17 protein-coding genes are annotated in these 21,241 nt (G+C 73.3%); 11 read left to right on the forward strand and 6 right to left on the reverse strand.

Annotated elements, in window-relative coordinates; genetic code table 11:
* Window positions 1-13 precede the first annotated feature (13 nt).
* Together ACZ4TV_RS16910 and ACZ4TV_RS16915 are read right to left on the reverse strand one after the other, a co-directional pair.
* Complete coding sequence (locus ACZ4TV_RS16910; RefSeq protein ID WP_468135290.1) at window positions 14-2,179, reverse strand: endo-beta-N-acetylglucosaminidase; 2,166 nt, start codon at window positions 2,177-2,179, stop codon at window positions 14-16.
* A 26-nt stretch (window positions 2,180-2,205) separates the two neighbouring features.
* A complete protein-coding gene (locus ACZ4TV_RS16915; protein WP_468135292.1) occupies window positions 2,206-3,459 on the reverse strand; it encodes a glycoside hydrolase 5 family protein in 1,254 nt (417 codons plus the stop codon).
* 350 nt (window positions 3,460-3,809) lie between these two features.
* On the opposite strand from ACZ4TV_RS16915, the gene ACZ4TV_RS16920 reads away from it, so the two are divergent.
* Entirely contained in the window at window positions 3,810-4,919 is a 1,110-nt protein-coding gene (locus ACZ4TV_RS16920; protein ID WP_468135294.1) for a LacI family DNA-binding transcriptional regulator, read from the forward strand.
* Between the two features lie 21 nt (window positions 4,920-4,940).
* Window positions 4,941-5,996 (forward strand): ROK family protein, encoded by a 1,056-nt coding sequence (locus ACZ4TV_RS16925; RefSeq protein WP_468135296.1) that lies wholly within the window; start codon window positions 4,941-4,943, stop codon window positions 5,994-5,996.
* Between the two features lie 43 nt (window positions 5,997-6,039).
* On the opposite strand, the gene ACZ4TV_RS16930 is transcribed toward ACZ4TV_RS16925, so the two are convergent.
* Window positions 6,040-7,035, reverse strand: a complete 996-nt coding sequence (locus ACZ4TV_RS16930) for a TAXI family TRAP transporter solute-binding subunit (protein ID WP_468135298.1) — start codon at window positions 7,033-7,035, stop codon at window positions 6,040-6,042.
* Window positions 7,036-7,197: 162 nt separating this feature from the next.
* On the opposite strand from ACZ4TV_RS16930, the gene miaB reads away from it, so the two are divergent.
* Window positions 7,198-8,721 (forward strand): tRNA (N6-isopentenyl adenosine(37)-C2)-methylthiotransferase MiaB, encoded by a 1,524-nt coding sequence (gene miaB / locus ACZ4TV_RS16935; RefSeq protein ID WP_468135300.1) that lies wholly within the window; start codon window positions 7,198-7,200, stop codon window positions 8,719-8,721.
* A 130-nt stretch (window positions 8,722-8,851) separates the two neighbouring features.
* On the forward strand, window positions 8,852-9,559 hold the full coding sequence (locus ACZ4TV_RS16940) for a class III extradiol dioxygenase subunit B-like domain-containing protein (protein WP_468135302.1): 708 nt from the start codon (window positions 8,852-8,854) through the stop codon (window positions 9,557-9,559).
* Window positions 9,560-9,651: 92 nt separating this feature from the next.
* Here the strand turns inward: ACZ4TV_RS16940 and ACZ4TV_RS16945 are convergent, their stop codons facing one another.
* Entirely contained in the window at window positions 9,652-9,903 is a 252-nt protein-coding gene (locus ACZ4TV_RS16945; protein WP_468135304.1) for an antitoxin, read from the reverse strand.
* A gap of 23 nt (window positions 9,904-9,926) precedes the next feature.
* Window positions 9,927-10,142, reverse strand: coding sequence for a gliding motility protein (locus ACZ4TV_RS16950; RefSeq protein ID WP_468135306.1), 216 nt, complete (start codon window positions 10,140-10,142; stop codon window positions 9,927-9,929).
* Window positions 10,143-10,317: 175 nt separating this feature from the next.
* Between ACZ4TV_RS16950 and miaA the strand changes: the two genes are divergently transcribed.
* The 6 genes from miaA (at window position 10,318) to hflX (ending at window position 18,251) form a co-directional block, all read left to right on the forward strand.
* Entirely contained in the window at window positions 10,318-11,256 is a 939-nt protein-coding gene (miaA, locus tag ACZ4TV_RS16955; RefSeq protein ID WP_468135308.1) for a tRNA (adenosine(37)-N6)-dimethylallyltransferase MiaA, read from the forward strand.
* A gap of 131 nt (window positions 11,257-11,387) precedes the next feature.
* Window positions 11,388-11,900 (forward strand): hypothetical protein, encoded by a 513-nt coding sequence (locus ACZ4TV_RS16960; RefSeq protein WP_468135521.1) that lies wholly within the window; start codon window positions 11,388-11,390, stop codon window positions 11,898-11,900.
* A 51-nt stretch (window positions 11,901-11,951) separates the two neighbouring features.
* The gene (gene dapF / locus ACZ4TV_RS16965) at window positions 11,952-12,827 is read left to right on the forward strand and encodes a diaminopimelate epimerase (protein WP_468135310.1); all 876 of its coding nucleotides are present in this window, start codon (window positions 11,952-11,954) and stop codon (window positions 12,825-12,827) included.
* A 140-nt stretch (window positions 12,828-12,967) separates the two neighbouring features.
* Complete coding sequence (locus ACZ4TV_RS16970; protein ID WP_468135312.1) at window positions 12,968-15,082, forward strand: RelA/SpoT family protein; 2,115 nt, start codon at window positions 12,968-12,970, stop codon at window positions 15,080-15,082.
* Between the two features lie 87 nt (window positions 15,083-15,169).
* Window positions 15,170-16,618 carry a M1 family metallopeptidase gene (locus ACZ4TV_RS16975; RefSeq protein ID WP_468135314.1) on the forward strand — a complete coding sequence of 483 codons (1,449 nt, stop codon included), beginning with the start codon at window positions 15,170-15,172 and terminating at the stop codon, window positions 16,616-16,618.
* Window positions 16,619-16,745: 127 nt separating this feature from the next.
* Window positions 16,746-18,251 carry a GTPase HflX gene (gene hflX / locus ACZ4TV_RS16980; protein ID WP_468135316.1) on the forward strand — a complete coding sequence of 502 codons (1,506 nt, stop codon included), beginning with the start codon at window positions 16,746-16,748 and terminating at the stop codon, window positions 18,249-18,251.
* 143 nt (window positions 18,252-18,394) lie between these two features.
* Here hflX and ACZ4TV_RS16985 read toward each other — a convergent pair whose 3' ends face one another.
* The gene (locus ACZ4TV_RS16985; protein WP_468135318.1) at window positions 18,395-19,564 is read right to left on the reverse strand and encodes a trypsin-like serine peptidase; all 1,170 of its coding nucleotides are present in this window, start codon (window positions 19,562-19,564) and stop codon (window positions 18,395-18,397) included.
* Window positions 19,565-19,753: 189 nt separating this feature from the next.
* On the opposite strand from ACZ4TV_RS16985, the gene ACZ4TV_RS16990 reads away from it, so the two are divergent.
* The gene (locus ACZ4TV_RS16990; RefSeq protein WP_468135320.1) at window positions 19,754-21,232 is read left to right on the forward strand and encodes a diaminobutyrate--2-oxoglutarate transaminase family protein; all 1,479 of its coding nucleotides are present in this window, start codon (window positions 19,754-19,756) and stop codon (window positions 21,230-21,232) included.
* The last annotated feature ends 9 nt before the right edge of the window (window positions 21,233-21,241 follow it).

The following is a 21,241-nucleotide window of genomic DNA, read 5'->3' on the forward strand; positions in this document are numbered from 1 at the left end:
GCCCGTCCCGCCGCTACCAGGTGAGGGTGGTGCGCGCCGGGGCGGAGACCGCGTACAGCTCGTCGACGGCCCGGACCTCGAAGGCGGCCGCGCGCTCCCGGCCGGCGCGCGGGACGGCGGGGAGGTAGAGGGCGGTCCCGCAGGTGCCGCCGAGGAAGCGGCGGGTCCCGTCGGGCAGGAGCCGGGACACTTCGTAGTGACGCAACGGCCCGCCCGCACCGGCCGTCCCGCGCCAGGACAGGCGGAGCCAGGCCTTGCCGTCGTGCCGGGCCGAGGCGTCCACGCTCAGCGCCGTGGGCCGAGCCGGGCGCCGGCTGCGGGCGTCGTCGCGTACCGACAGGGCCCCGAGCCGCCACACCACCGGCTCCTTCCCGAGCGCGGTGATCCGTACGGCCAGGGCGTACGCGGTCTTCCCCGCCAGTGACGCGAGCGCGGCCCGTGTCCGGCGCCAGCCCTGCCCGGCGTCCCGGCTCCCGGCCGGCAGCCAGGTGTACGGGACCGGTTCGCCGGGGGCGGAGGGCTCGCGGGTGGCCACGCCGACCTCCACCGCCACCGGCCCCGGCCCGGTGGCGTGCACCAGCTCCAGGACGGCCCCCGGGGTCAGCGGCAGCCGCGTGGAGTGCAGCCCGATGGTCGCGGGAGCGGTCAGGGCGCCCGCGACCAGCAGGCTGGAGCCGCCGCGCCAGGCGTCCGCGAAGTCCAGGGTGACGGAAGGGCGTTCGCCGGCGCTGTCCACCGCCCAGCGGCGGCCCGGGAGCCGGTCCTGGAGTCCGAGGTGGTTCCAGGGCGCGTCGGAGACGACCTTGCCGTTCTCGTACCAGCGCAGCCCGTGCCCGGTGTTGAAGGAGCAGCCGAAGGGGAGCCCGGTGACGGTGGACCGGTCGGCGACGGCCGTGGCGGGCGCCCGCCAGCGGGACACGGGCGCGGGCCGGGCGGGATCCAGGGACTCGCCCGTCCAGAACCGGTCGTCGGCGCGGTGGAAGGCGCCGGGGGAGCGGTCCGTGAGGTGGTTGCGGGTCCATTCGGGCCGGTAGAAGCCGTAACTGACGACGTGGTCGCGATCGCGCGGGACGATCGCGTCCCAGCGGACGGGGGAATCCCAGCCGTGGGACTCCGTGTCGACGGCCGCCCACAGTTCGTGGCGGGACCGGCCCAGCCGGTCGGCGAGCGCGCCCGAGGCGGCCAGTGTCTCCGGGGTCCAGCGGAAGTCCACGAACAGCGTGTCCGCGACCTTCCCGGCCCGGTCCTCGAAGAACTCCTGGTTGAGCGCGTTGAGGGCGCCCTGCCAGCCCACCCGGCCGGTGACGTTCATGGCGTCGTACCAGGTGATGCGCAGACCGTGCGGCTCGCCGGCCGCCCGCAGGGCGCGCAGGAACTCCCGCATCCGGGTGGCGAGCGCGCTGTCGCCGCCGTCCGTCTCGACGTTCACGAACCAGCCGTCGAAGCCGTACGTCCGCGCTACCTGGACGAGCTTGTCCGCGATCGGGAAGCGGCCGAGGGAGTCCCGCTGCACCAGGTCGCGGGTCCACTGGAGGTCGCCGCCGTAGGGGACGGGCGGCAGGAACACGTTGCCCAGCACCCGGACCCCGTTGCGGTGGGCGGCGTCGACCACGGGAGCGTTCGGGGCGAGCACGATCCCCTCGCCGGCGGAGCCGCCCCAGAAGACCAGCTCGTCGATGTACGCCCAGTGCGTGAGCGCGTAGTAGTCGGCGGTCGCGGAACCCTGGGAGGGATTGCCCGCCGTGGGTCCGAAGGAGACGAGGGAGGCGATCCGGGCCTGGCCGGCGCGGGCGTCGCGGTTCGCCGGGACCGGGGTGAACCGCTCCGCCAGGGGCACGGTCGCGGTGTTGTGCGCCAGATCGCGGTCGCTCTCGGGGGTCCACCGCCGCAGCGAGCGCCACACGATCCCGGGGCCGGGGGTCCCCGCCGGAAGGGAGTCCGGGAACCAGTAGGAGGCGTACGGGGCCAGGTCGGCCGGGGTCGGCGAGCTCGGCGGGGTGGGCGCCGACGGTGGCGCGGCGGCGGCGTACGGGGCCGGGCCGATCGCGCCCAGCAGCGCGGCGGCCCCGGCGGCGGTGACCCCGGTGGCCCCGGCGGCGGCCAGCACCGCGCGCCGGGGCGGCCGTATCGGCGTCGCGGGCGGCGTACGAGGATCGACGCCGTTGTCGGTCTCGGACATGCGGGGGCTCCTCACGAGGGGATCGGTCAGGTCACGTCGTGCACGCGCAGCACCTCGGTGATCCCGCGCGCCGACAGATGGGCCGGGTCCTCGGCGCGCTCCGCCAGGACCACCGCGGGGCGCACCCCCCGGGCCGCCAGCACGGCCCAGGCTTCGAAGAACGCACCGCCCGGGGCGCACACCGACCGGTGCGGGGCCTCCTGCGCCCCGCCCACGTCCACGGCGAGCGCGGTGGAGCGCGGAGCCGGGCGGTGCGCGCGGCCCCGCCACTCCTCGGTGATCCGGGCGAGGGCGGCGCCGGCCGGCTTGGTCCGGCGGTCGTTGGTGAGCAGGCCGAGGCCGTACTCCAGCTCCGGGAAGTCCGCGAGGTCCCGGGACACGTCGTGCGAGCACCACCAGGTCACGCCCCACAGGTCCGGGCAGTCCAGGGCGTTCGCGACGGTGGCCTCGGTGAACCGCGCCGCCCGCTGTGGCCCGATCAGCGGGGCCGGGGCGCCGACCTCCTGGAGCCACACCGGGCGGTGCGGGTCGAGGGCCCAGGCCTTGGAGAGCTCGATCAGGTACGCGGCATGGTGCTCGGTCGCCGTCCCGCTCCCGCCGTGGCGCTGCGCGGTGCCGTTGAACACCCAGGAGTGCACGGCGGTGGCCGCGCCCAGCCGCGCCGCCTGGGCCGCGGTGAAGGGATGCCCGTCCTGGTACCAGGCGGCGTCGTACTCGGCATGCAGGTGGAACCGCCCGGGCGCACCCTTCTCGCAGGCGGCGAGCATCCGCTCCAGCCAGCGGGCGGCCTGGGCCGGGGTGATCCGGTCGGGGTCGGGGTGCGGGGCGTCGGAGAACTGGTTGATCTCGTTGCCCACCGTCATGCCGAGGAAGTTCGGCCGGTCGCAGAGGGCCGCGGCCAGCGTGCGCAGGTACTCCTCCTGCCCGGCGACCACGTCCGGGTCGGTGAAGATGTTGCGCCGGTGCCAGGTGCCGGTCCACGCGGGCAGGAAGTCGAAGCTCGACAAGTGCCCCTGTAGCCCGTCCACGTTGACGTCGAGCCCGCGCTCGGCGGCCGCGTCGGCGAGCGCGACGAGCTGCTCGACGGCGCGCGGCCGGATCAGCGTCCGGTTCGGCTGGAAGACCGGCCAGAGCGGGAAGACGCGGACGTGGTCCAGCCCGAGCGCCGCGATCGAGTCGAGGTCGGCCCTGACCTCGTCGAGGTCGAAGTCCAGCCAGTGGTGGAACCAGCCGCGGGCCGGCGTGTAGTTGGCGCCGAAGCGGAGCGCGTCATCGGGCACAAGGCGTCCAGGAGTTCGGGAGGAATTCACCGGGCGGGCCACAACCTGCCGGTGCTGATGAGGAAAGTCAACAGGGCCTCGGGTTCGGCTACTTATGCGCTTCAGTGTCGTTGACACAAGGGCCCACTCATCGGAGCCTGGATGGACTAATGCGCTTTAGCTGTCAAGGCCACTGGGAAGTACTGGGAAATGGGCCGTGGTATTTCGGTGGATACCGCCGAGGCCTTCCGGGCCCGCGGGATGTGGTCAAGGAGGTCTGCCGGGGCAGGATCGCGTACGGTCCGGCCATTGCCGTCCGTACTCCGCCACGCGTGACGCTCGACGCTCTCGAAGGATGAATGAGGCAGGCCATGGCCCGCAGACCCACGATCAAGGACATCGCCCGGCAGGCCGGGGTGTCGGAGAGCGCCGTGTCCTTCGCGCTCAACGACCGGCCGGGCGTCTCGCAGCACACCCGGGCCCGGATCCGCCGCGTCGCGGAGGAACTCGGCTGGCAGCCCAACAGCGCGGCCCGCGCCCTGTCCGGCGAACGCTCCGGAGCCGTCGGGCTGGTCCTCGCCCGGCCCGCGCACACCCTCGGAGTCGAGTCCTTCTTCCTCCAGCTCGTCTCCGGCATCCAGGAGGTCCTCTCCGCCGCCCGGACCGCCCTGCTGTTCCAGGTCGTCGAGGACATCGACGCCGAATGCGCGGTCTACCGCCGCTGGTGGGCCGAACGGCGGGTCGACGGCGTCCTCGTCGTCGACCCGCGGACCCGGGACCCGCGCCCGGCCCTCCTCGAGGAACTGGGCCTGCCCGCGGTCACCATCGGCGAGGCCGAGCCCGCCGGGGGCCTCTTCCCGGCCTCGCCGGTCTCTCTGGCCTCGCCGGTCTCTCCGGCCTCGCCGGTGTCCCCGGCCTCGTCGGTCTCTTCGGTACGGGCCGACGACGCGGGGGCCATGGCCCAGGTCCTGGACCACCTCCACGGGCTCGGCCACCGCTGGATCGTCCACATCGCCGGGCTCCCCGACCTCGCCCACACGGCCCGCCGGATCCAGTCCCTGCGGTCCCAGGCCGCGCGGCGCGGGCTGGGTCCGGACCAGGTGCGCTCGGTGGTCACCGACTACTCCGACGCCGAGGGCGCGGCCGCCACCCGCCGGGTCCTCGCCGAGCCGCGGCCCCCCACCGCGCTCGTCTACGACAACGACGTGATGGCCGTCGCCGGCAGCGCCGTCGCCGCCGAGCTGGGCATCCCCGTACCGGGCCGGCTGTCCATCGTGGCCTGGGACGACTCCGCGCTCTGCCGGGTCACCCACCCCCGGCTCACCGCCCTCGTACGGGACACCGCGGGCTTCGGCAGGCTCGCCGCCGAGGAGCTCCTCGCCGTCCTCGCGGGCAGCCCGCCCGGGGTACGGATCAGCGAGCGGCCACGACTGGAACCGCGAGAGAGCACGGCGCCGCCCCCGGCGCATACTGAGTCCTGAACCCTCCCTGGAGCCGCCACCGTGATCACCCCCACCGCCCCTTTCCCCGCACCGAGGGCCGCAGCCGCGGCCGCCGGTCTGACGGTGGCGATCGACATCGGCGGAACGAAGATCGCCGGTGCGCTGGTGCACCCCGACGGCACGATGACGGCCACGACCCGCCGCCCGACTCCGCGCGGAGCGGACGCGGAGGGTGTCATGGCGGCGGTGGCCGAGGTCGTCGCCGAACTCTCCGACTCGCCGCTGTGGGCCTCGGCGGTCCGCTGCGGGATCGGCAGCGCCGGCCCGGTGGACGCCTCCCGGGGCACGGTCAGCCCGGTCAACATCGGGGCCTGGCGGGACTTCCCGGTCCAGGCCCGGATCACCGCGGAGCTCGCGGAGCGCGGGGCCGACCTGCCGACCGTGCTGGCCGGCGACGGCGTGGCGATGACCGCCGCGGAGCACTGGCTGGGCGCGGCCCGGGGCCACGCGAACGCGCTCTGCATGGTGGTCTCCACGGGCGTCGGAGGCGGCCTGATCCTGAACAACCAGCTCCACCCCGGACCCACCGGCAACGCGGGCCACATCGGTCACATCAGCGTGGCCTTCGACGGGGAACCGTGCGTCTGCGGCGGCCGCGGCTGCGTCGAGTCGATCGCCTCCGGCACGGCCATCGCGCGCTGGGCCCTGACCCAGGGCTGGACCCCGTCGAACGGCGTGAGCGCGGACAGCGGGAACAGCGCCGCCGGCCGGCGGACGACGGGCACCACGCGTGACGCCACCGCGGCGGGCGTGGCCGCAGCGGCCGCCGCCGGCGACCCGATCGCCCTGGCCGCCTTCGACCGCGCGGGCCGCGCCCTGGCCGCCGCCATCGCGGCCACCGCGACCCTCGTCGAAACGGACATCGCGGTGATCGGCGGCGGAGTCGCCGCCGCCGGCGACACCCTCTTCACACCGATCCGCACCCACCTCGCGACGTACGCCACGCTCTCCTTCGTCAAGGAGCTGCACGTCGTACCGGCGACCCTGGGCACCCACGCGGGCCTGATCGGCGCGGCCGCCGCGGCGACGATGCTGCTGCCGTCGCCCTCGCCGTGAACGTCAGGGCCCTGCCGCGAACGTCAGGGCCCGGCCCTGAACGTCAGGGCTTGACGGACCGGTAGTACCGGCGCGCGCCCTCGTGCAGTTCCAGGGGATCGGTGTAGATCGCCGTCCGCAGGTCCACCAGCTGCGCCGCGTGCACCTCGCGTCCGACGCGGTCGCGGCTGAGGATCACCGTCCGCGTCAGCTGCTCGGTGAGCTCGGGGTCCGTTCCCTGCGTGGTCACGAGCAGGTTCGGCACGGCCACGGTCGTCACCGCGCTGGTGTTGCGCGCCCGCGCGTACGCGTCCTGCGGCATCACCGCCGTCCGGTAGTGGCGCGCCGGGCTCCCGGCCCCCTGCAGCTGCTCCACCAGGTCGCCGAGCTGCACCAGCCGGATGTCGAACCGCTCCGACAGCTCGCGCACCGCGTTCGTCGGCAGGCCGCCGGACCAGAAGAAGGCGTCGATCCGGCCGGCCTCCAGCTCGGTCGGCATGGTGTCGATGCCGATGGACACCGGCGTGATGTCCAGCACCGGGTCCAGCTTGGCCGCGGTGAGCAGCCGCTCCGAGACGAGCCGCACCCCGGACCCCGGCTGGCCGATCGCGACCCGCTTGCCCCGCAGGTCCCGCGCCGACTGCACCGGCGACCCGGCGGGCACCACCAGCTGCACGTAGTCGTCGTAGAGCCGCGCGCAGCCGCGCAGCAGGTCCGCGCCGGGCTTCCCGTCGAGCCGGTACTTGGCGACCGCGTCCGCCGTCGCCACCGTGAAGTTCGCCTCGCCGGAGGCAAGCCGCTTCAGGTTCTCCTGCGAGCCCTCGCTGGTCTCCAGCCGTACCTTCACCCCGGGCATGTCCCGCGCGAGGGCCTGCTCCAGCAGCTGCCCGTACCGGTGGTAGACCCCCGTCTGCGCGCCCGTGCTGATGGTCAGCTCGCCGCGCAGCTCCGGCTCCCCGAAGGGCTTCAACCACCAGGTCAGGACCCCGAGCACGGCGAGTACGGCCACAAGGACGCGCAGGGCGTGGCGCCTGCTGATCCGGGGCGGTACGAGAGGCATGGCCGCGATCCTGCCACCCGCCCGCCGTCCTGTCACGGCACGGGCCGTCCGGGCCCCCCGGGCGCAGCCGATCCGCAGCTCGGGCCGCATGCGCCGGCGGGCCGGCGCGGGCCGGCCGCACGCGGGACCGGAGGTCTTCCGGGTACCGCCTACCCTTGTTGCATGACCAGCAGCGACCGGAGCCAGGCAGTGGACGTGAAGCGAAGCTACGAGGTGCGCACTTACGGGTGCCAGATGAACGTGCACGACTCGGAGCGGCTCTCCGGTCTGCTGGAGGACGCCGGCTACGTCCGCGCGCCCGAGGGCTCCGACGGCGACGCCGACGTCGTGGTCTTCAACACCTGCGCGGTCCGCGAGAACGCCGACAACAAGCTGTACGGCAACCTCGGCCGGCTGGCCCCGATGAAGACCAAGCGCCCCGGCATGCAGATCGCCGTCGGCGGCTGCCTCGCGCAGAAGGACCGCGACACGATCGTCAAGAAGGCCCCGTGGGTCGACGTCGTCTTCGGTACGCACAACATCGGCAAGCTCCCCGTGCTGCTGGAGCGCGCCCGCATCCAGGAGGAGGCGCAGGTCGAGATCGCCGAGTCGCTGGAGGCGTTCCCCTCGACGCTCCCGACCCGCCGCGAGTCCGCGTACGCCGCCTGGGTCTCGATCTCCGTCGGCTGCAACAACACCTGCACCTTCTGCATCGTCCCGGCGCTGCGCGGCAAGGAGGAGGACCGCCGCCCCGGCGACATCCTCGCCGAGGTGGAGGCCCTGGTCGCCGAGGGCGTCTCGGAGATCACCCTGCTCGGCCAGAACGTGAACGCGTACGGCTCCGACCTCGGCGACCGCGAGGCCTTCAGCAAGCTGCTGCGCGCCTGCGGCCAGATCGAGGGCCTGGAGCGGGTCCGCTTCACCTCCCCGCACCCGCGCGACTTCACGGACGACGTGATCGCGGCGATGGCCGAGACCCCGAACGTGATGCCGCAGCTGCACATGCCGCTGCAGTCCGGCTCGGACCCGATCCTCAAGGCGATGCGCCGCTCGTACCGGCAGGAGCGGTTCCTCGGCATCATCGAGAAGGTCCGCGCCGCGATCCCGCACGCCGCGATCTCCACCGACATCATCGTGGGCTTCCCCGGTGAGACGGAGGAGGACTTCCAGCAGACGATGCACACGGTGCGCGAGGCCCGCTTCGCGAACGCCTTCACCTTCCAGTACTCCAAGCGGCCCGGCACCCCCGCGGCCGACATGGAGGGGCAGATCCCCAAGGAGGTCGTGCAGGACCGCTACATGCGCCTGGTCGCCCTCCAGGAGGAGATCTCCTGGGAGGAGAACAAGAAGCAGGTCGGGCGCACGCTGGAGGTCATGGTCGCGGAGGGCGAGGGCCGCAAGGACGGTGCCACGCACCGCCTGTCGGGCCGCGCCCCGGACAACCGCCTGGTGCACTTCACGAAGCCGGAGGGCGAGGTCCGCCCGGGTGACGTGGTCACCGTGGACATCACCTACGCGGCCCCGCACCACCTGCTGGCCGAGGGTCCGACCCTGACCGTGCGCCGCACGCGCGCGGGCGACGCCTGGGAGAAGCGCAACGCCGCCCCGGCCCGGCCGGCCGGCGTCATGCTCGGCATCCCGACCCTGGGTGCCCCGGCGCCCCTCCCGCCCGTCACGTCCGGCTGCTCGGTGCCCGCGTCCTCCTGAGGCGGGCACACCGTCCTGAGGCAGGCGTCGCACACCGTCGCGCGGGGCCCGGGGCGCGGGCCTGTGGCCGGCTCTGGAGCCGCGCCGACCGCCTCCCCTTCGTCCTGCGCGTCCGGCTAGGCTGCGGATCATGCTCGTAGCCGCTGCCGTCTGTCCCGCCCCGCCGCTGCTCGTGCCGGAGGTCGCCGCGGGGGCCGCCGCCGAACTCGGCGACGCCCGCACCGCCTGCTCCGACGCGCTGGCGGTGCTCGCCGCCTCCCGGCCCGACCTGCTGGTCCTGGTCGGAGCCGCCGACCAGGAGCACCTCGGGACCTACCCCCAGGGCGCCCGCGGCAGCTTCCGCGGATTCGGCGTCGAGAGCGACGTCCAGCTCGGGGAGGGCGAGGCGGGGCCGCGCCCGCTGCCCGCCTCACTGGCCGTGGGCGCCTGGCTGCTCGGGCACGCCCGGTGGGGCGCCGCCCCGGTCGAGGGGCTCGGGGTCGCGGAGTCGCTGGAAACCGCGCGGTGTCTGCAAACCGGCCGGGAACTGGCCGCGCGTTCCGCCCGGGTCGCGCTGCTCGTGATGGGTGACGGCAGTACCCGACGGAGCCTCAAGGCCCCCGGATACCTCGACGAGCGCGCCGCCGCCTTCGACGCGTCCGCCGCCCGTGCGCTGGGCACCGCCGACGTGGCCGCGCTCGCCGCGCTCGACACCGGGCTCGCGGCCGAACTCCAGGCCGCCGGCCGGGCTCCCTGGCAGGTGCTGGCCGGCGCCGCCGAGGACGCGGACCTGGACGGGCGCCTGCTGTACGAGGACGCGCCGTACGGCGTGGGGTACGTCGTCTCCGCCTGGTCGTAGGCGCGGAAACCGCCCGACCGTAGGCGCGGAAAAACGACGAAAGGGGCGCGGGACCGGCATCAGCCGGTTCCGCGCCCCTTTCCGGGACCGCGTCAGGTGGCGGCCGGCGGCGTCGTAGGGGGCCCGCCGGGGCTGTCCTTGTGCGCGATCTTGCCCAGGGCGTCCTTCGCCTTGCCCGTGCCGCTCGTGATCCGGTCGCTGTACTTGCCGTGGGTCTTGGAGTCCACGGCCCTGGCCACCTTGTCGAGACCCTCGGCGATCTTGCCCTCGTTCTTCTGGGCGAGGTCGCCGACCTTCTCCTTCGCCGGAGCGAGCTTGGCCTTCAGATTGTCCAGCAGGCCCATGGGTCACCTTCCGTTGGCGGTCGCTACGTACGGGCGCCCTCGCCGGCCTCGCTGTCCGCGGCCACCTCGGCCGACTGCTGCTTCGGGATCTCCACGGCTTCCGCCGCCGGAGCCTCCGCGGCAACAGGCTCGGCCTCGGCCTCGTCGGCCGCACCGGACTCCGCCGTCAGTGCCTCGGCCGCGACCTCCTCGGTCGCAGCTTCGTCCTTACGACGAAAAAACCGATCAAAAACGCCCATGTCTACTCCCGTAACGTTACTCGTGCGAGTGAAGTTCCGCCTTGGCCGGACCGGCCTCCGCCAGGTGCGCGCAGAGCGCATGCCGGGCCGGAACCTCGCCAGGGCAACGACCCCGCCCCCACCCCGTCACGTAACTCGATCGGGTACACGCCGTGAGGTTTGCGAGACTGGGGCAGTGAGGAAAGCAGCCCCCGCACCGCGGGTCATCGCCGTCGTCGGTCCCACCGCGGCCGGAAAGTCCGACTTGGGCGTCGCCCTGGCCCGCCGTTTCGACGGCGAAGTCGTCAACGCCGACTCCATGCAGCTGTACCGGGGGATGGACATCGGCACCGCCAAGCTGACGACCGAGGAACGCGGCGGTGTCCCGCACCACCTCCTCGACATCTGGGACGTCACCGATACCGCCAACGTCGCCGAGTACCAGCGCCTGGCCCGCCTGGAGATCGACAGGCTGCTCGCGCAGGGCCGTACGCCGGTCCTCGTGGGCGGATCAGGCCTGTACGTCCGGGGCGCCCTCGACGTCATGGAGTTCCCCGGCACCGACCCCGAGGTCCGGGCCCGGCTGGAGGAAGAGGTCACGTTGCGCGGCCCCGGCGCCCTGCACGCCCGGCTCGCCGCCGCCGACCCGGCCGCCGCCCAGGCCATCCTGCCCAGCAACGGCCGCCGCATCGTGCGCGCGCTGGAGGTCATCGAGATCACCGGCCGCCCCTTCACCGCCAACCTGCCCGGCCACGAGTCCGTCTACGACACCGTGCAGATCGGCGTCGACGTCGCCCGGCCGGAGCTCGACGAGCGGATCGCGCTGCGGGTGGACCGGATGTGGGAGGCCGGGTTGGTGGACGAGGTCCGAGCGCTGGAAGCCCGGGGGCTGCGTGACGGAATCACCGCTTCCAGGGCACTCGGCTACCAACAAGTGCTGGCGGCGCTGGCCGGGGAATGCACCGAGGACGAGGCCCGGGCGGAGACCGTCCGGGCGACCAAGCGGTTCGCCCGCCGCCAGGACTCCTGGTTCCGCCGGGACCCGCGCGTGCACTGGCTCAGCGGCGCCGCCGCCGACCGGGGGGAACTCCCCCGACTCGCGCAGTCGTTGGTCGAACGAGCGGTCACAGCCTGATCACGTGATGGCATCGGGACGCCCCGCGCGCCCGTCCGGGGCCCGGGGCCGTGCCATCATCAAACTCTGCGGGTGCGGTCACCTGCGGTCAATGGCGGCGCACTGAGTCCGAGTGGGGAGGGCGCGTGGCGATGGAGGCCGGCCCTCGTGACACCGGGCGGGACGACACCCGGCGGGAAGCGGACCCGAGGCTTCTCGACGGAACGGACGGGTCCGCCGGGCTCGGGCTGCCCGCCGATCCCGCCCGACTGACCCCCGACGGCCCGGACAGCCCGGACACCGCCGAGGCCGAGGCGGCCGCCGGGCCCGAGTTCGAGGTCGAACTGCGCCCGCAGCGCCGCCTTCGCCTGTGGCAGATCGCCCCCATCGTGATGCTCGCCGCCGCCGGTTCGCTGATGTTCGCCTTCCCGCTCGCCTTCGAGTTCGGCGACGGCGGAGCCGTGGTCGCCATGCTCGGCTTCCTCATCAGCTGCTGCGCCGGAGGCTGGGGCATGATGGCCGCCCGCCGGGTCGGCTACACGTGGCCCGGGCTCCCGGCCCGGGGGAGCGGCCGCCGCCCCGACTGGCGCATGGCCGCGCTGTACGCCGTGGTCGTGCTGGCCGTCGTCGCGCTCGCCGTCTACCGGGTCGCCCGGCTCCGCTGACCGCCGCGGACCGCTCGGTGCCCCTGAGCAGGGGCTCGGTACCATGGGCGGGTGACGCAGACCAGCCTCTCCTTCCTCAAGGGCCACGGCACCGAGAACGACTTCGTGATCGTCCCGGACCCGGACAACGCCGTAGAGCTGCCCGCATCCGCCGTCGCCAAGCTGTGCGACCGGCGGGCCGGCATCGGCGCGGACGGCGTCCTGCACGTCGTCCGGTCCGCCGCGCACCCCGAGGCGGCGCACCTGGCCGACGAGGCGGAGTGGTTCATGGACTACCGCAACAGCGACGGCTCCATCGCCGAGATGTGCGGCAACGGCGTGCGCGTCTTCGCCCGCTACCTCCAGTACGCCGGCCACGTCGAGCCCGGGGACCTCGCGGTCGCCACCCGCGGCGGCGTCAAGCGGGTGCACCTCGACAAGACGGGCGACGTCACCGTCTCCATGGGCCGCGCCGAGCTCCCCGAGGGCGAGGTCACGGTCAGCGTCGGCTCCCGGAGCTGGCCCGCGCGCAACGTGAACATGGGGAACCCGCACGCCGTGGCCTTCGTTGAAAGCCTCGACGACGCCGGGAGCCTGCTCACCGCCCCGCCCTTCAGCCCGGCGTCCGCCTACCCGACGGGTGTCAACGTCGAGTTCGTCGTCGACCGCGGCCCCCGGCACGTCGCCATGCGCGTCCACGAACGCGGCTCCGGCGAGACCCGCTCCTGCGGCACCGGCGCCTGCGCCGTCGCCGTCGCCGCCATCCGCCGCGACGGCGCCGACCCGGCCACCACCGGCGAACCGGTCTCGTACACCGTCGACCTCCCCGGCGGAACCCTGGTCATCACCGAGCACCCCGACGGGCAGATCGACATGACCGGACCCGCCGTGATCGTGGCCAAGGGCGAGTTCGACGAGGCCTGGCTCACCGAAACGGCTTTCGGCTGAGGATTCCCTCTCATGGGTGATCCGTTTCACGCTGAGCGAGAGGTGGACTGCGCCACGTGGTGGGGTCGGTAACATCAGGCACCGGCCCTGAGGGCGCACCCCATGCCCGCCACCGCCGGTCGAAGCCGCCGGAGGTGCCCATGAGTGCAGAGGCCACGAACCCAGAAGCACATCCCGAAGCGCGCCCTGAGCTCCGCAGACGGGGCCGGACCAGGCTCGATCTGCGCCGGCTCGGGCGAGCGGCGCTGCTCGGGCCCACGTCCCGCGACCGGCTGCCGGACGCGATCGGCCACGTGGCCGAGGCGCACCGCGCCCACCATCCGGACGCCGATCTGTCCGTTCTGCGGCGGGCGTACCTCCTCGCCGAGACCTCGCACCGCGGTCAGACGCGCAAAAGCGGTGAGCCGTACATCACACATCCGCTCGCCGTCACCCTGATCCTCGCCGAACTGGGCGCCGAGACCACCACCTTGACGGCCTCTCTGCTCCACGACACCGTCGAGGACACCGATGTGACCCTCGATCAGGTACGGGAGGAATTCGGGGACGAGGTGTGCTTCATCGTCGACGGCGTCACCAAGGTCGAGAAGATCGACTACGGCGCCGCCGCCGAACCGGAGACCTTCCGCAAGATGCTCGTCGCCACCGGCAACGACGTCCGCGTCATGTCCATCAAACTCGCCGACCGGCTGCACAACATGCGCACCCTGGGCGTGATGCGCCCCGAGAAACAGGCCCGCATCGCCAAGGTCACGCGCGACGTCCTCATCCCGCTGGCCGAACGGCTCGGCGTCCAGGCCCTCAAGACCGAGCTGGAAGACCTCGTCTTCGCGATCCTGCACCCCGAGGAGTACGAGAGCACCCGCGCGCTCATCGCGGCCCACACCGGGGAGGGCGACCCGCTGCCCGCCATCGCCGACTCCGTACGGGGCGTCCTGCGCGACGCCGGCATCGCCGCCGAGGTGGAGGTACGGCCGCGGCACTTCGTCTCCGTACACCGCATCGCCCGCGGCCGCGGCGAGCTGCGCGGCTCCGACTTCGGCCGCATCCTCGTCCTCGTCGGCGAGAACGCCGACTGCTACGCGGTACTGGGCGAGCTGCACACCTGCTTCACGCCGGTCATCTCGGAGTTCAAGGACTTCATCGCGACCCCGAAGTTCAACCTCTACCAGTCGCTGCACACCGCCGTCGCCACACCCGAGGGCTTCGTGGCCGAGGTCATCGTGCGGACCCGGCAGATGCACCGCGTCGCGGAGGCCGGCGTGGTGGCGCTCGGCAATCCGTACGCCACCGCCACACCGGACGCCGCCGCCCACCCGGACGAGGAGCGGGCCGACCCGACGCGGCCCGGCTGGCTGTCCAGGCTGCTCGACTGGCAGCAGTCCGCGCCCGACCCGGACACCTTCTGGAGCGTGCTCCGCGCGGAACTGGCCCAGGACCGGGAAATCACCGTGTTCCGGGCGGACGGAGGCACGCTGGGCCTGCCGGCCGGGGCCAGCTGCATCGACGCCGCCTACGCGCAGCACGGCGAGGCGGCCCACGGCTGTATCGGCGCCCGGGTCAACGGGCGCCTCACCTCCCTGTCCTCCCCGCTGTCCGACGGGGACACCGTGCAGCTGCTGCTCGCGCAGGACGCCTCCTCGGGGCCGTCCGCCGAATGGCTGGACCACGCGCGGACCCCGGCCGCCCGGATCGCCATCAGCAGCTGGCTGGAGTCCCATCCCGACCGGGCGATGGCCACCACCTCGGCCGCGCGGGCCCCGCTGTCCGTGGTCGGTGCCCGCGGCGGCGGAGGCAACGCGGTCGCCGAGCTGCCGGACGCCCCGGTGCGGCTGGCCGGATGCTGCACGCCGGTGCCGCCGGACGCGGTCGCCGGCTTCCTGGTCCGGGGCGGGGCCGTCACCGTGCACCGCATCCACTGCGCGGCGGTGGCGCAGATGCGCGCCGTGGGGCGCACCTCCGTCGCCGTGCACTGGCGGGCCACGGCGGACTGCCGGGTCACACTGCTCGCCGAATCGTTCGGCCGCCCGCACCTGCTGGCCGACCTGACCGAGGCGATCGCCCGGGAGGGGGTCGAGGTGGTATCGGCGACCGTGGAACCCCCGGTCGAGCAGCGGGTCCGGCACACGTACACCCTGCAGCTGCCCGACGCGGCCGGGCTGCCCGCGCTGATGCGGGCGATGCGCGACGTGCCGGGTGTGTACGACGTCAGCCGGGTCCAGGCCGGCGAGGGACGCGGGGGTCACCCGGCGTAGGCCGGGACGGCCCCGGAAGGTCCCGTTCGAGTGGACCCGTCGCGCGCCGTGCACGGCCGTGCGGTGGGCGCTGGTAAGCGGTGGTGGATGCAGCTCTCCTCCCCGCGCCTGCGCGCCGCCCTGCTCGCCGCGGCCTCCCTCACCCTCGTCGCCGCCGTCCTGCCCCCGCCGAAGCCGCTGGGCATCGGCGACCGGCTCTTCCCGGAGCTCGGGAACCCCGGGTACGACGTGCTCTCGTACGACCTGTCCTTCACCTACAAGGACAACCGGAGCCCGCTCGACGCCGTCACGGTCATCGGCGCCCGTGCCCTGGAGCCGATGGAGCGGATCAACCTTGACTTCACCCACGGCAAGGTGGCGTCCGCCCGGGTCAACGGGCAGCCGGCGCGCTTCGAGAGCGTGGGCGAGGACCTCGTACTGACCCCCGCGCACCCGGTGGCGGACAACACGCCGCTGCACATCGAGGTCCGGCACACCAGCGACCCGCGCGGACGCGGCGACGGCGGCTGGGTGCCCACCGAGGACGGCCTGGCCATGGCCAACCAGGCGGACGCCGCCCACCGCGTGTTCCCCTGCAACGACCACCCCGCCGACAAGGCGTACTTCACCTTCCGGATCACCGCCCCGGCCGCGCTCACGGCCGTCGCCAACGGGGTGGCGACGGCCCCCGCCGTGCGCATCGGCCCGGCGGCGACCTGGACGTACAAGACCCTGCACCCGATGGCCACCGAGCTGGCCCAGGTCTCGGTGGGCCGGTCCGCCGTCGTGCACGGCACCGGACCGCACGGGCTGCCGCTGCGCGACGTGGTGCCCGCGGAGGACCGGGGGCGCCTGGCCCCGTGGCTGAAGAAGACCGCCGGCCACATCGCGTGGATGGAGGAGCGGGTCGGCCGCTACCCCTTCGAGAACTACGGGGTGCTGATCGCGCGGGCCACGACCGGCTTCGAGCTGGAGACGCAGACCCTCTCCCTCTTCGAGAACGGCCTGTTCTCGGGCGAGGGCTACCCCGAGTGGTACGTCGAAGCCGTCATGGTCCACGAGCTGGCCCACCAGTGGTTCGGCGACAGCGTCACCCCGCGGACCTGGTCGGACCTGTGGCTCAACGAGGGACACGCCACCTGGTACGAGGCCCTGTACGCGGACGGGCTCGGCAAGTACTCCCTGGAGCGGCGCATGCGCGAGGCGTACCAGCGCTCCGACCAGTGGCGGGCGGCGGGCGGCCCGCCGGCCGCCCCGAAGGCCCCGGCGCCCGGCGAGAAGATCGGGCTGTTCCGGCCGGTGGTCTACGACGGGGCCGCACTGATCCTCTACGCGCTGCGGCAGGAGATCGGCACCGAGGCCTTCGACCGGGTCGAGCGGCGCTGGGTCTCGGAGTACCGGGACGGGGTCGCGGGCACGGCGGACTTCGTACGCCTGGCCTCACAGGAGGCGGGCCGGGACCTCGGAGCCTTCCTGGAGCCGTGGCTGTACGGGAAGACGACCCCGGCGATGCCCGGGCACCCGGAGTGGAGCGGCCCGGCCGCACCCGTCGAATAAAGCGTGTGACCCGCGGGGAACGGGCATGTCACCATCGACGGGGCCGTTCGGGGAATCCCCGGACGGTGTGACACGTTGGACATGACAGTCAACGTGACAGTGCTATTCGAAACGACGTAAGGATCCAATGACCTCCTCTTCTTCCCCTTCCCAGGACGCGCGGGACGCACAGGACGTGCGGGACACGCAGAGCTTCACCGAGAGCCTTCGGGCCGATGCCCTGATGGAAGAGGACGTCGCCTGGAGCCACGAGATCGACGGAGACCGGGACGGCGAGCAGTTCGAACGCTCGGAGCGCGCGGCCCTGCGCCGCGTGGCCGGCCTCTCCACCGAGCTCGAAGACGTCACCGAGGTCGAGTACCGGCAGCTGCGCCTGGAGCGCGTCGTGCTCGTCGGTGTCTGGACCTCCGGCACGGTGATCGACGCGGAGAACTCCCTCGCGGAGCTCGCCGCCCTCGCCGAGACGGCGGGTGCCCTCGTACTCGACGGTGTGATCCAGCGCCGCGACAAGCCGGACCCGGCCACCTTCATCGGCTCGGGCAAGGCGCGCGAGCTGCGTGACATCGTCATGGAGAGCGGCGCCGACACCGTCGTCTGCGACGGCGAACTCAGCCCCGGCCAGCTCATCGCCCTCGAGGACGTCGTCAAGGTGAAGGTGGTCGACCGGACCGCCCTCATCCTCGACATCTTCGCCCAGCACGCCAAGTCCCGAGAGGGCAAGGCACAGGTCGCGCTCGCGCAGATGCAGTACATGCTGCCGAGACTGCGTGGCTGGGGTGCCTCGCTGTCCCGGCAGATGGGCGGCGGCGGTGGTGGCGGCATGGCCACCCGAGGCCCCGGTGAGACCAAGATCGAGACCGACCGGCGCCGGATCCGCGAGAAGATGGCGAAGATGCGCCGGGAGATCGCGGAGATGAAGACCGGCCGCGACATCAAGCGGCAGGAACGGCGCCGCAACAAGGTGCCCTCGGTCGCCATCGCCGGCTACACCAACGCGGGCAAGTCCTCGCTGCTCAACCGCCTCACGGGCGCGGGCGTGCTGGTGGAGAACGCACTGTTCGCCACCCTCGACCCGACCGTGCGCCGGGCCGAGACGCCGAGCGGCCGCATCTACACCCTGGCCGACACGGTCGGCTTCGTCCGGCACCTGCCGCACCACCTCGTCGAGGCGTTCCGCTCCACGATGGAGGAGGTCGGGGACTCCGACCTGATCCTGCACATCGTGGACGGTTCACACCCGGCGCCGGAGGAGCAGCTGGCGGCGGTGCGCGAGGTGATCCGCGAGGTCGGCGCGGTGAACGTGCCCGAGATCGTCGTGATCAACAAGGCGGACGCCTCGGATCCGCTCGTACTGCAGCGGTTGCTGCGGATCGAGCGGCACTCCATCGCCGTCTCGGCCCGGACGGGCATGGGCATCGAGGAACTCCTCACGCTCATCGATTCCGAACTGCCCCGGCCCGAGGTCGAGGTGGAGGCCATGGTGCCGTACACGCGCGGCTCGCTGGTCGCCAAGGCGCATGCCGAGGGCGAGGTGATCTCCGAGGAGCACACCCCGGAGGGCACCCTGCTCAGGGCGCGGGTCCACCAGGAACTGGCGGCGGACCTGGCGCCGTACGCGCTCGCGAAGCGGTAAGTCGCTTTGACGGCTCGACGGCTCGACGGCTCGACGGCTCGAGGGCTCGACGGCTTGACGGCTTGACGGCTGAATGACTGAGGGCCCCCTGCGATGCGGGGGGCCCTCAGTCATTCATTCACTCATTCACTCTCGCTCCGGGGCTACTTGAACTTGCCGCTGACGGCGTCGAAGATGCCCTTCGCCTCAGGACCGAGCCGCGGTCCGGCCAGCCAGCCAGCCTTGGCCGGGCCGATCGAGGTGTTCGAGACCAGGGCCGGCTTGCCGTCGGCGCCCGCCGCGACCCAGCCACCACCGGAGGAACCACCGGTCATGGTGCAGCCGATGCGGTACATCACCGGGTCGTTCGCGTTCAAGGACAGCCGGCCCGGCTTGTCCGTGCACTGGAAGGCCCGCTGGCCGTCGAACGGAGCCGCCGCCGGGTAGCCCGTCGCCGTGATGCTCGCGACCTTCTGCACGGCCGGAGCGGCGAACTCCACCGGGAGCGCGGAACCGACCGTCTCCTCCAGCGACTTGCCGCTGCCCTTCTCCGGCGTCACGTGCAGCACCGCGAAGTCGTACGGGGCACCCGCGCCGCCGGTCGGACCGCCCGTCGCGATCCACTGGTCGGAGGTCTGCGCCCAGTCACTCCACCAGACGCCGTACGGGGCCACCTGCTCGCGGGGCGTGCCCTTGAGCTGCGCCGCCGGCTTGCCCGCGTTGTTGTAGGAGGGCACGAAGGCGATGTTGCGATACCAGCCGCCGGACTTGCCCGCGTGCACGCAGTGGCCCGCCGTCCAGACCATGTTCGACTTGCCGGGATGAGCCGGGTCCTTGACCACGGTCGCCGAGCAGACCATCGAGCCCTCGGGCCCGTCGAAGAAGACCTTGCCGGACTCGGGAACGCTCTGGTGGTAGGGCGGCTTCGCCTGCTTGGCCGTCACCGCCGCCGGGGCCGGGTCGGTGACGCCCTGGTCCTTGCCCGTGTCCGGGTCGACGACCGGACGCTGCGGCTGCTCCGCGTCACGCATGCGGTCCGGGTCCCACAGGCCCTCGATGATCGGGTTGATGTAGTCGCCCGCCTCACGGAGCCAGTCCTCCTTCTTCCAGTTCTTCCACTCACCCCCCCTCCACTTCTCCAGGTCGATACCGCGTTCCTTGAGCTTGTCCTTGAGCTGGTCCGGGATCTTGATCCCGTCCGTGCCCGGCAGGCTCGCCGCCACGGTCGGCTTGGCGTCGCCGCCGGCCTCCCCGTCGCCGGGGCCGCAGGCAGCCGCGGTCAGCGCGAGCGCGGCCGCGCACAGGATCGCGGTGACCGGTCGGTTCGGTCGCATGTCGTTCGTCCCCCTGGTGATTTCGAGGCGTGGAGTGCAGCCCCCACTATGCCGCTGCCGCCCAGGACGACACAGCCCGGGGCGGCGGTTCCTCATGCTCGCCCCTTGTGGGACAAGGATCTTGGGCACACCCGTGATCCGTTGCCGTCACCGTCGTTGGTACGTACGGGGGATGGGGGAGCAGCGCTCATGTTCGAGGCGCGATCCGGAAGAGCAATCAGTGCGGGAGGACCGACACTCGTGGCTTTCACCGAGCCGGCCGCCGAGGCGGCCGCGACAGAGATCCCCCCTCAAGTGCCGCCGCAGGGGAGCCGGGTACCAGGCTCCGGCGGCCTCCCCGGCGGCTTCGGTGGACCGGGCGGAGCTGCCGGTTCCGTCACCCCCGACGGCATCCTGCGCAGGCAGGCGCAGCGGGAGTCCGCCGCCCGGACGTACGCGCGCTCCCTGCCCATCGTCCCGGTACGCGCGCGTGGGCTGACCATCGAGGGCGCCGACGGGCGGCGTTACCTCGACTGCCTGTCCGGTGCGGGCACCCTCGCCCTCGGGCACAACCACCCGGTGGTGCTCGAAGCGATCCGGGGCGTCCTCGACTCGGGGGCCCCGCTGCACGTCCTGGACCTCGCGACCCCGGTCAAGGACGCCTTCACCACCGAGCTGTTCACCCACCTGCCGCCGGCGCTGGCCGCCGACGCGCGCATCCAGTTCTGCGGGCCGGCCGGTACGGACGCCGTGGAGGCCGCCCTCAAACTGGTCCGTACCGCGACCGGACGCTCCGGGATGCTCGCCTTCACGGGGGCCTACCACGGCATGACCGCCGGAGCCCTGGACGCCTCCGGCGGCGCCCGGGACGTACGGGTGACCCGGCTGCCGTACCCGCAGGACTTCCGCTGCCCGTTCGGCGTCGGCGGCCCCGAGGGCGCCGAACTCGGCGCGCGCTGGACGGAGAACCTGCTCGACGACCCCAAGGGCGGGGTGGCCGCCCCCGCCGGCATGATCGTCGAACCCGTGCAGGGAGAGGGCGGGGTCATCCCCGCCCCGGACGCCTGGCTGCGCCGGATGCGGGAGATCACCGCGGCCCGGGGGATCCCGCTCATCGCGGACGAGGTGCAGACGGGCGTCGGCCGGACCGGCGCCTTCTGGGGTGTCGACCACGCCGGGGTGGTGCCCGACGTGATGGTCCTGTCCAAGGCAATCGGCGGCAGTCTGCCGCTCGCGGTGATCGTGTACCGGGCGGGCCTGGACGTCTGGGCCCCCGGGGCACATGCCGGCACCTTCCGCGGCAACCAGCTGGCCATGGCCGCCGGTACCGCCACGCTCGCCTTCGTACGCGAGAACCGGCTCGCCGAGCGCGCCGCCGTGCTGGGCGAGCGGATGCTGACGGCCCTGCGCGGCCTGGCCTCCGACCATCCCTGTATCGGGGACGTCCGGGGCCGGGGCCTGATGATCGGCGTCGAACTCGCCGATCCCGACACCGGGGCCCCCGCACCGGCCCTCGCCGCGGCCGTCCGCCAGGAGTGTCTGGACCGCGGCCTGATCGTCGAACTAGGCGGCCGCCACGGCGCCGTAGTCCGCCTGCTCCCCCCGCTGACCCTGACCGACGAGCAGGCCGCGGCGGTCCTCGACCGCCTGGCCGACGCCATCCCGGCCGCCGCCCGCCGGACCCACTGACCCGCACCC

It is taken from the genome of Streptomyces sp. NPDC028910 (genome assembly GCF_055564955.1).

Bases quoted from the DNA above. Each gene is read 5' to 3' on its own strand.
- ACZ4TV_RS16910 (WP_468135290.1), bottom strand. From the start codon at position 2,179: ATGTCCGAGACCGACAACGGCGTCGATCCTCGTACGCCGCCCGCGACG.
- ACZ4TV_RS16920 (WP_468135294.1), top strand. From the start codon at position 3,810: ATGGCCCGCAGACCCACGATCAAGGACATCGCCCGGCAGGCCGGGGTG.
- ACZ4TV_RS16930 (WP_468135298.1), bottom strand. From the start codon at position 7,035: ATGCCTCTCGTACCGCCCCGGATCAGCAGGCGCCACGCCCTGCGCGTC.
- miaB (WP_468135300.1), top strand. From the start codon at position 7,198: ATGACCAGCAGCGACCGGAGCCAGGCAGTGGACGTGAAGCGAAGCTAC.
- ACZ4TV_RS16940 (WP_468135302.1), top strand. From the start codon at position 8,852: ATGCTCGTAGCCGCTGCCGTCTGTCCCGCCCCGCCGCTGCTCGTGCCG.
- ACZ4TV_RS16945 (WP_468135304.1), bottom strand. From the start codon at position 9,903: ATGGGCCTGCTGGACAATCTGAAGGCCAAGCTCGCTCCGGCGAAGGAG.
- ACZ4TV_RS16950 (WP_468135306.1), bottom strand. From the start codon at position 10,142: ATGGGCGTTTTTGATCGGTTTTTTCGTCGTAAGGACGAAGCTGCGACC.
- ACZ4TV_RS16960 (WP_468135521.1), top strand. From the start codon at position 11,388: ATGGAGGCCGGCCCTCGTGACACCGGGCGGGACGACACCCGGCGGGAA.
- ACZ4TV_RS16970 (WP_468135312.1), top strand. From the start codon at position 12,968: ATGAGTGCAGAGGCCACGAACCCAGAAGCACATCCCGAAGCGCGCCCT.
- ACZ4TV_RS16975 (WP_468135314.1), top strand. From the start codon at position 15,170: ATGCAGCTCTCCTCCCCGCGCCTGCGCGCCGCCCTGCTCGCCGCGGCC.
- hflX (WP_468135316.1), top strand. From the start codon at position 16,746: ATGACCTCCTCTTCTTCCCCTTCCCAGGACGCGCGGGACGCACAGGAC.
- ACZ4TV_RS16985 (WP_468135318.1), bottom strand. From the start codon at position 19,564: ATGCGACCGAACCGACCGGTCACCGCGATCCTGTGCGCGGCCGCGCTC.
- ACZ4TV_RS16990 (WP_468135320.1), top strand. From the start codon at position 19,754: ATGTTCGAGGCGCGATCCGGAAGAGCAATCAGTGCGGGAGGACCGACA.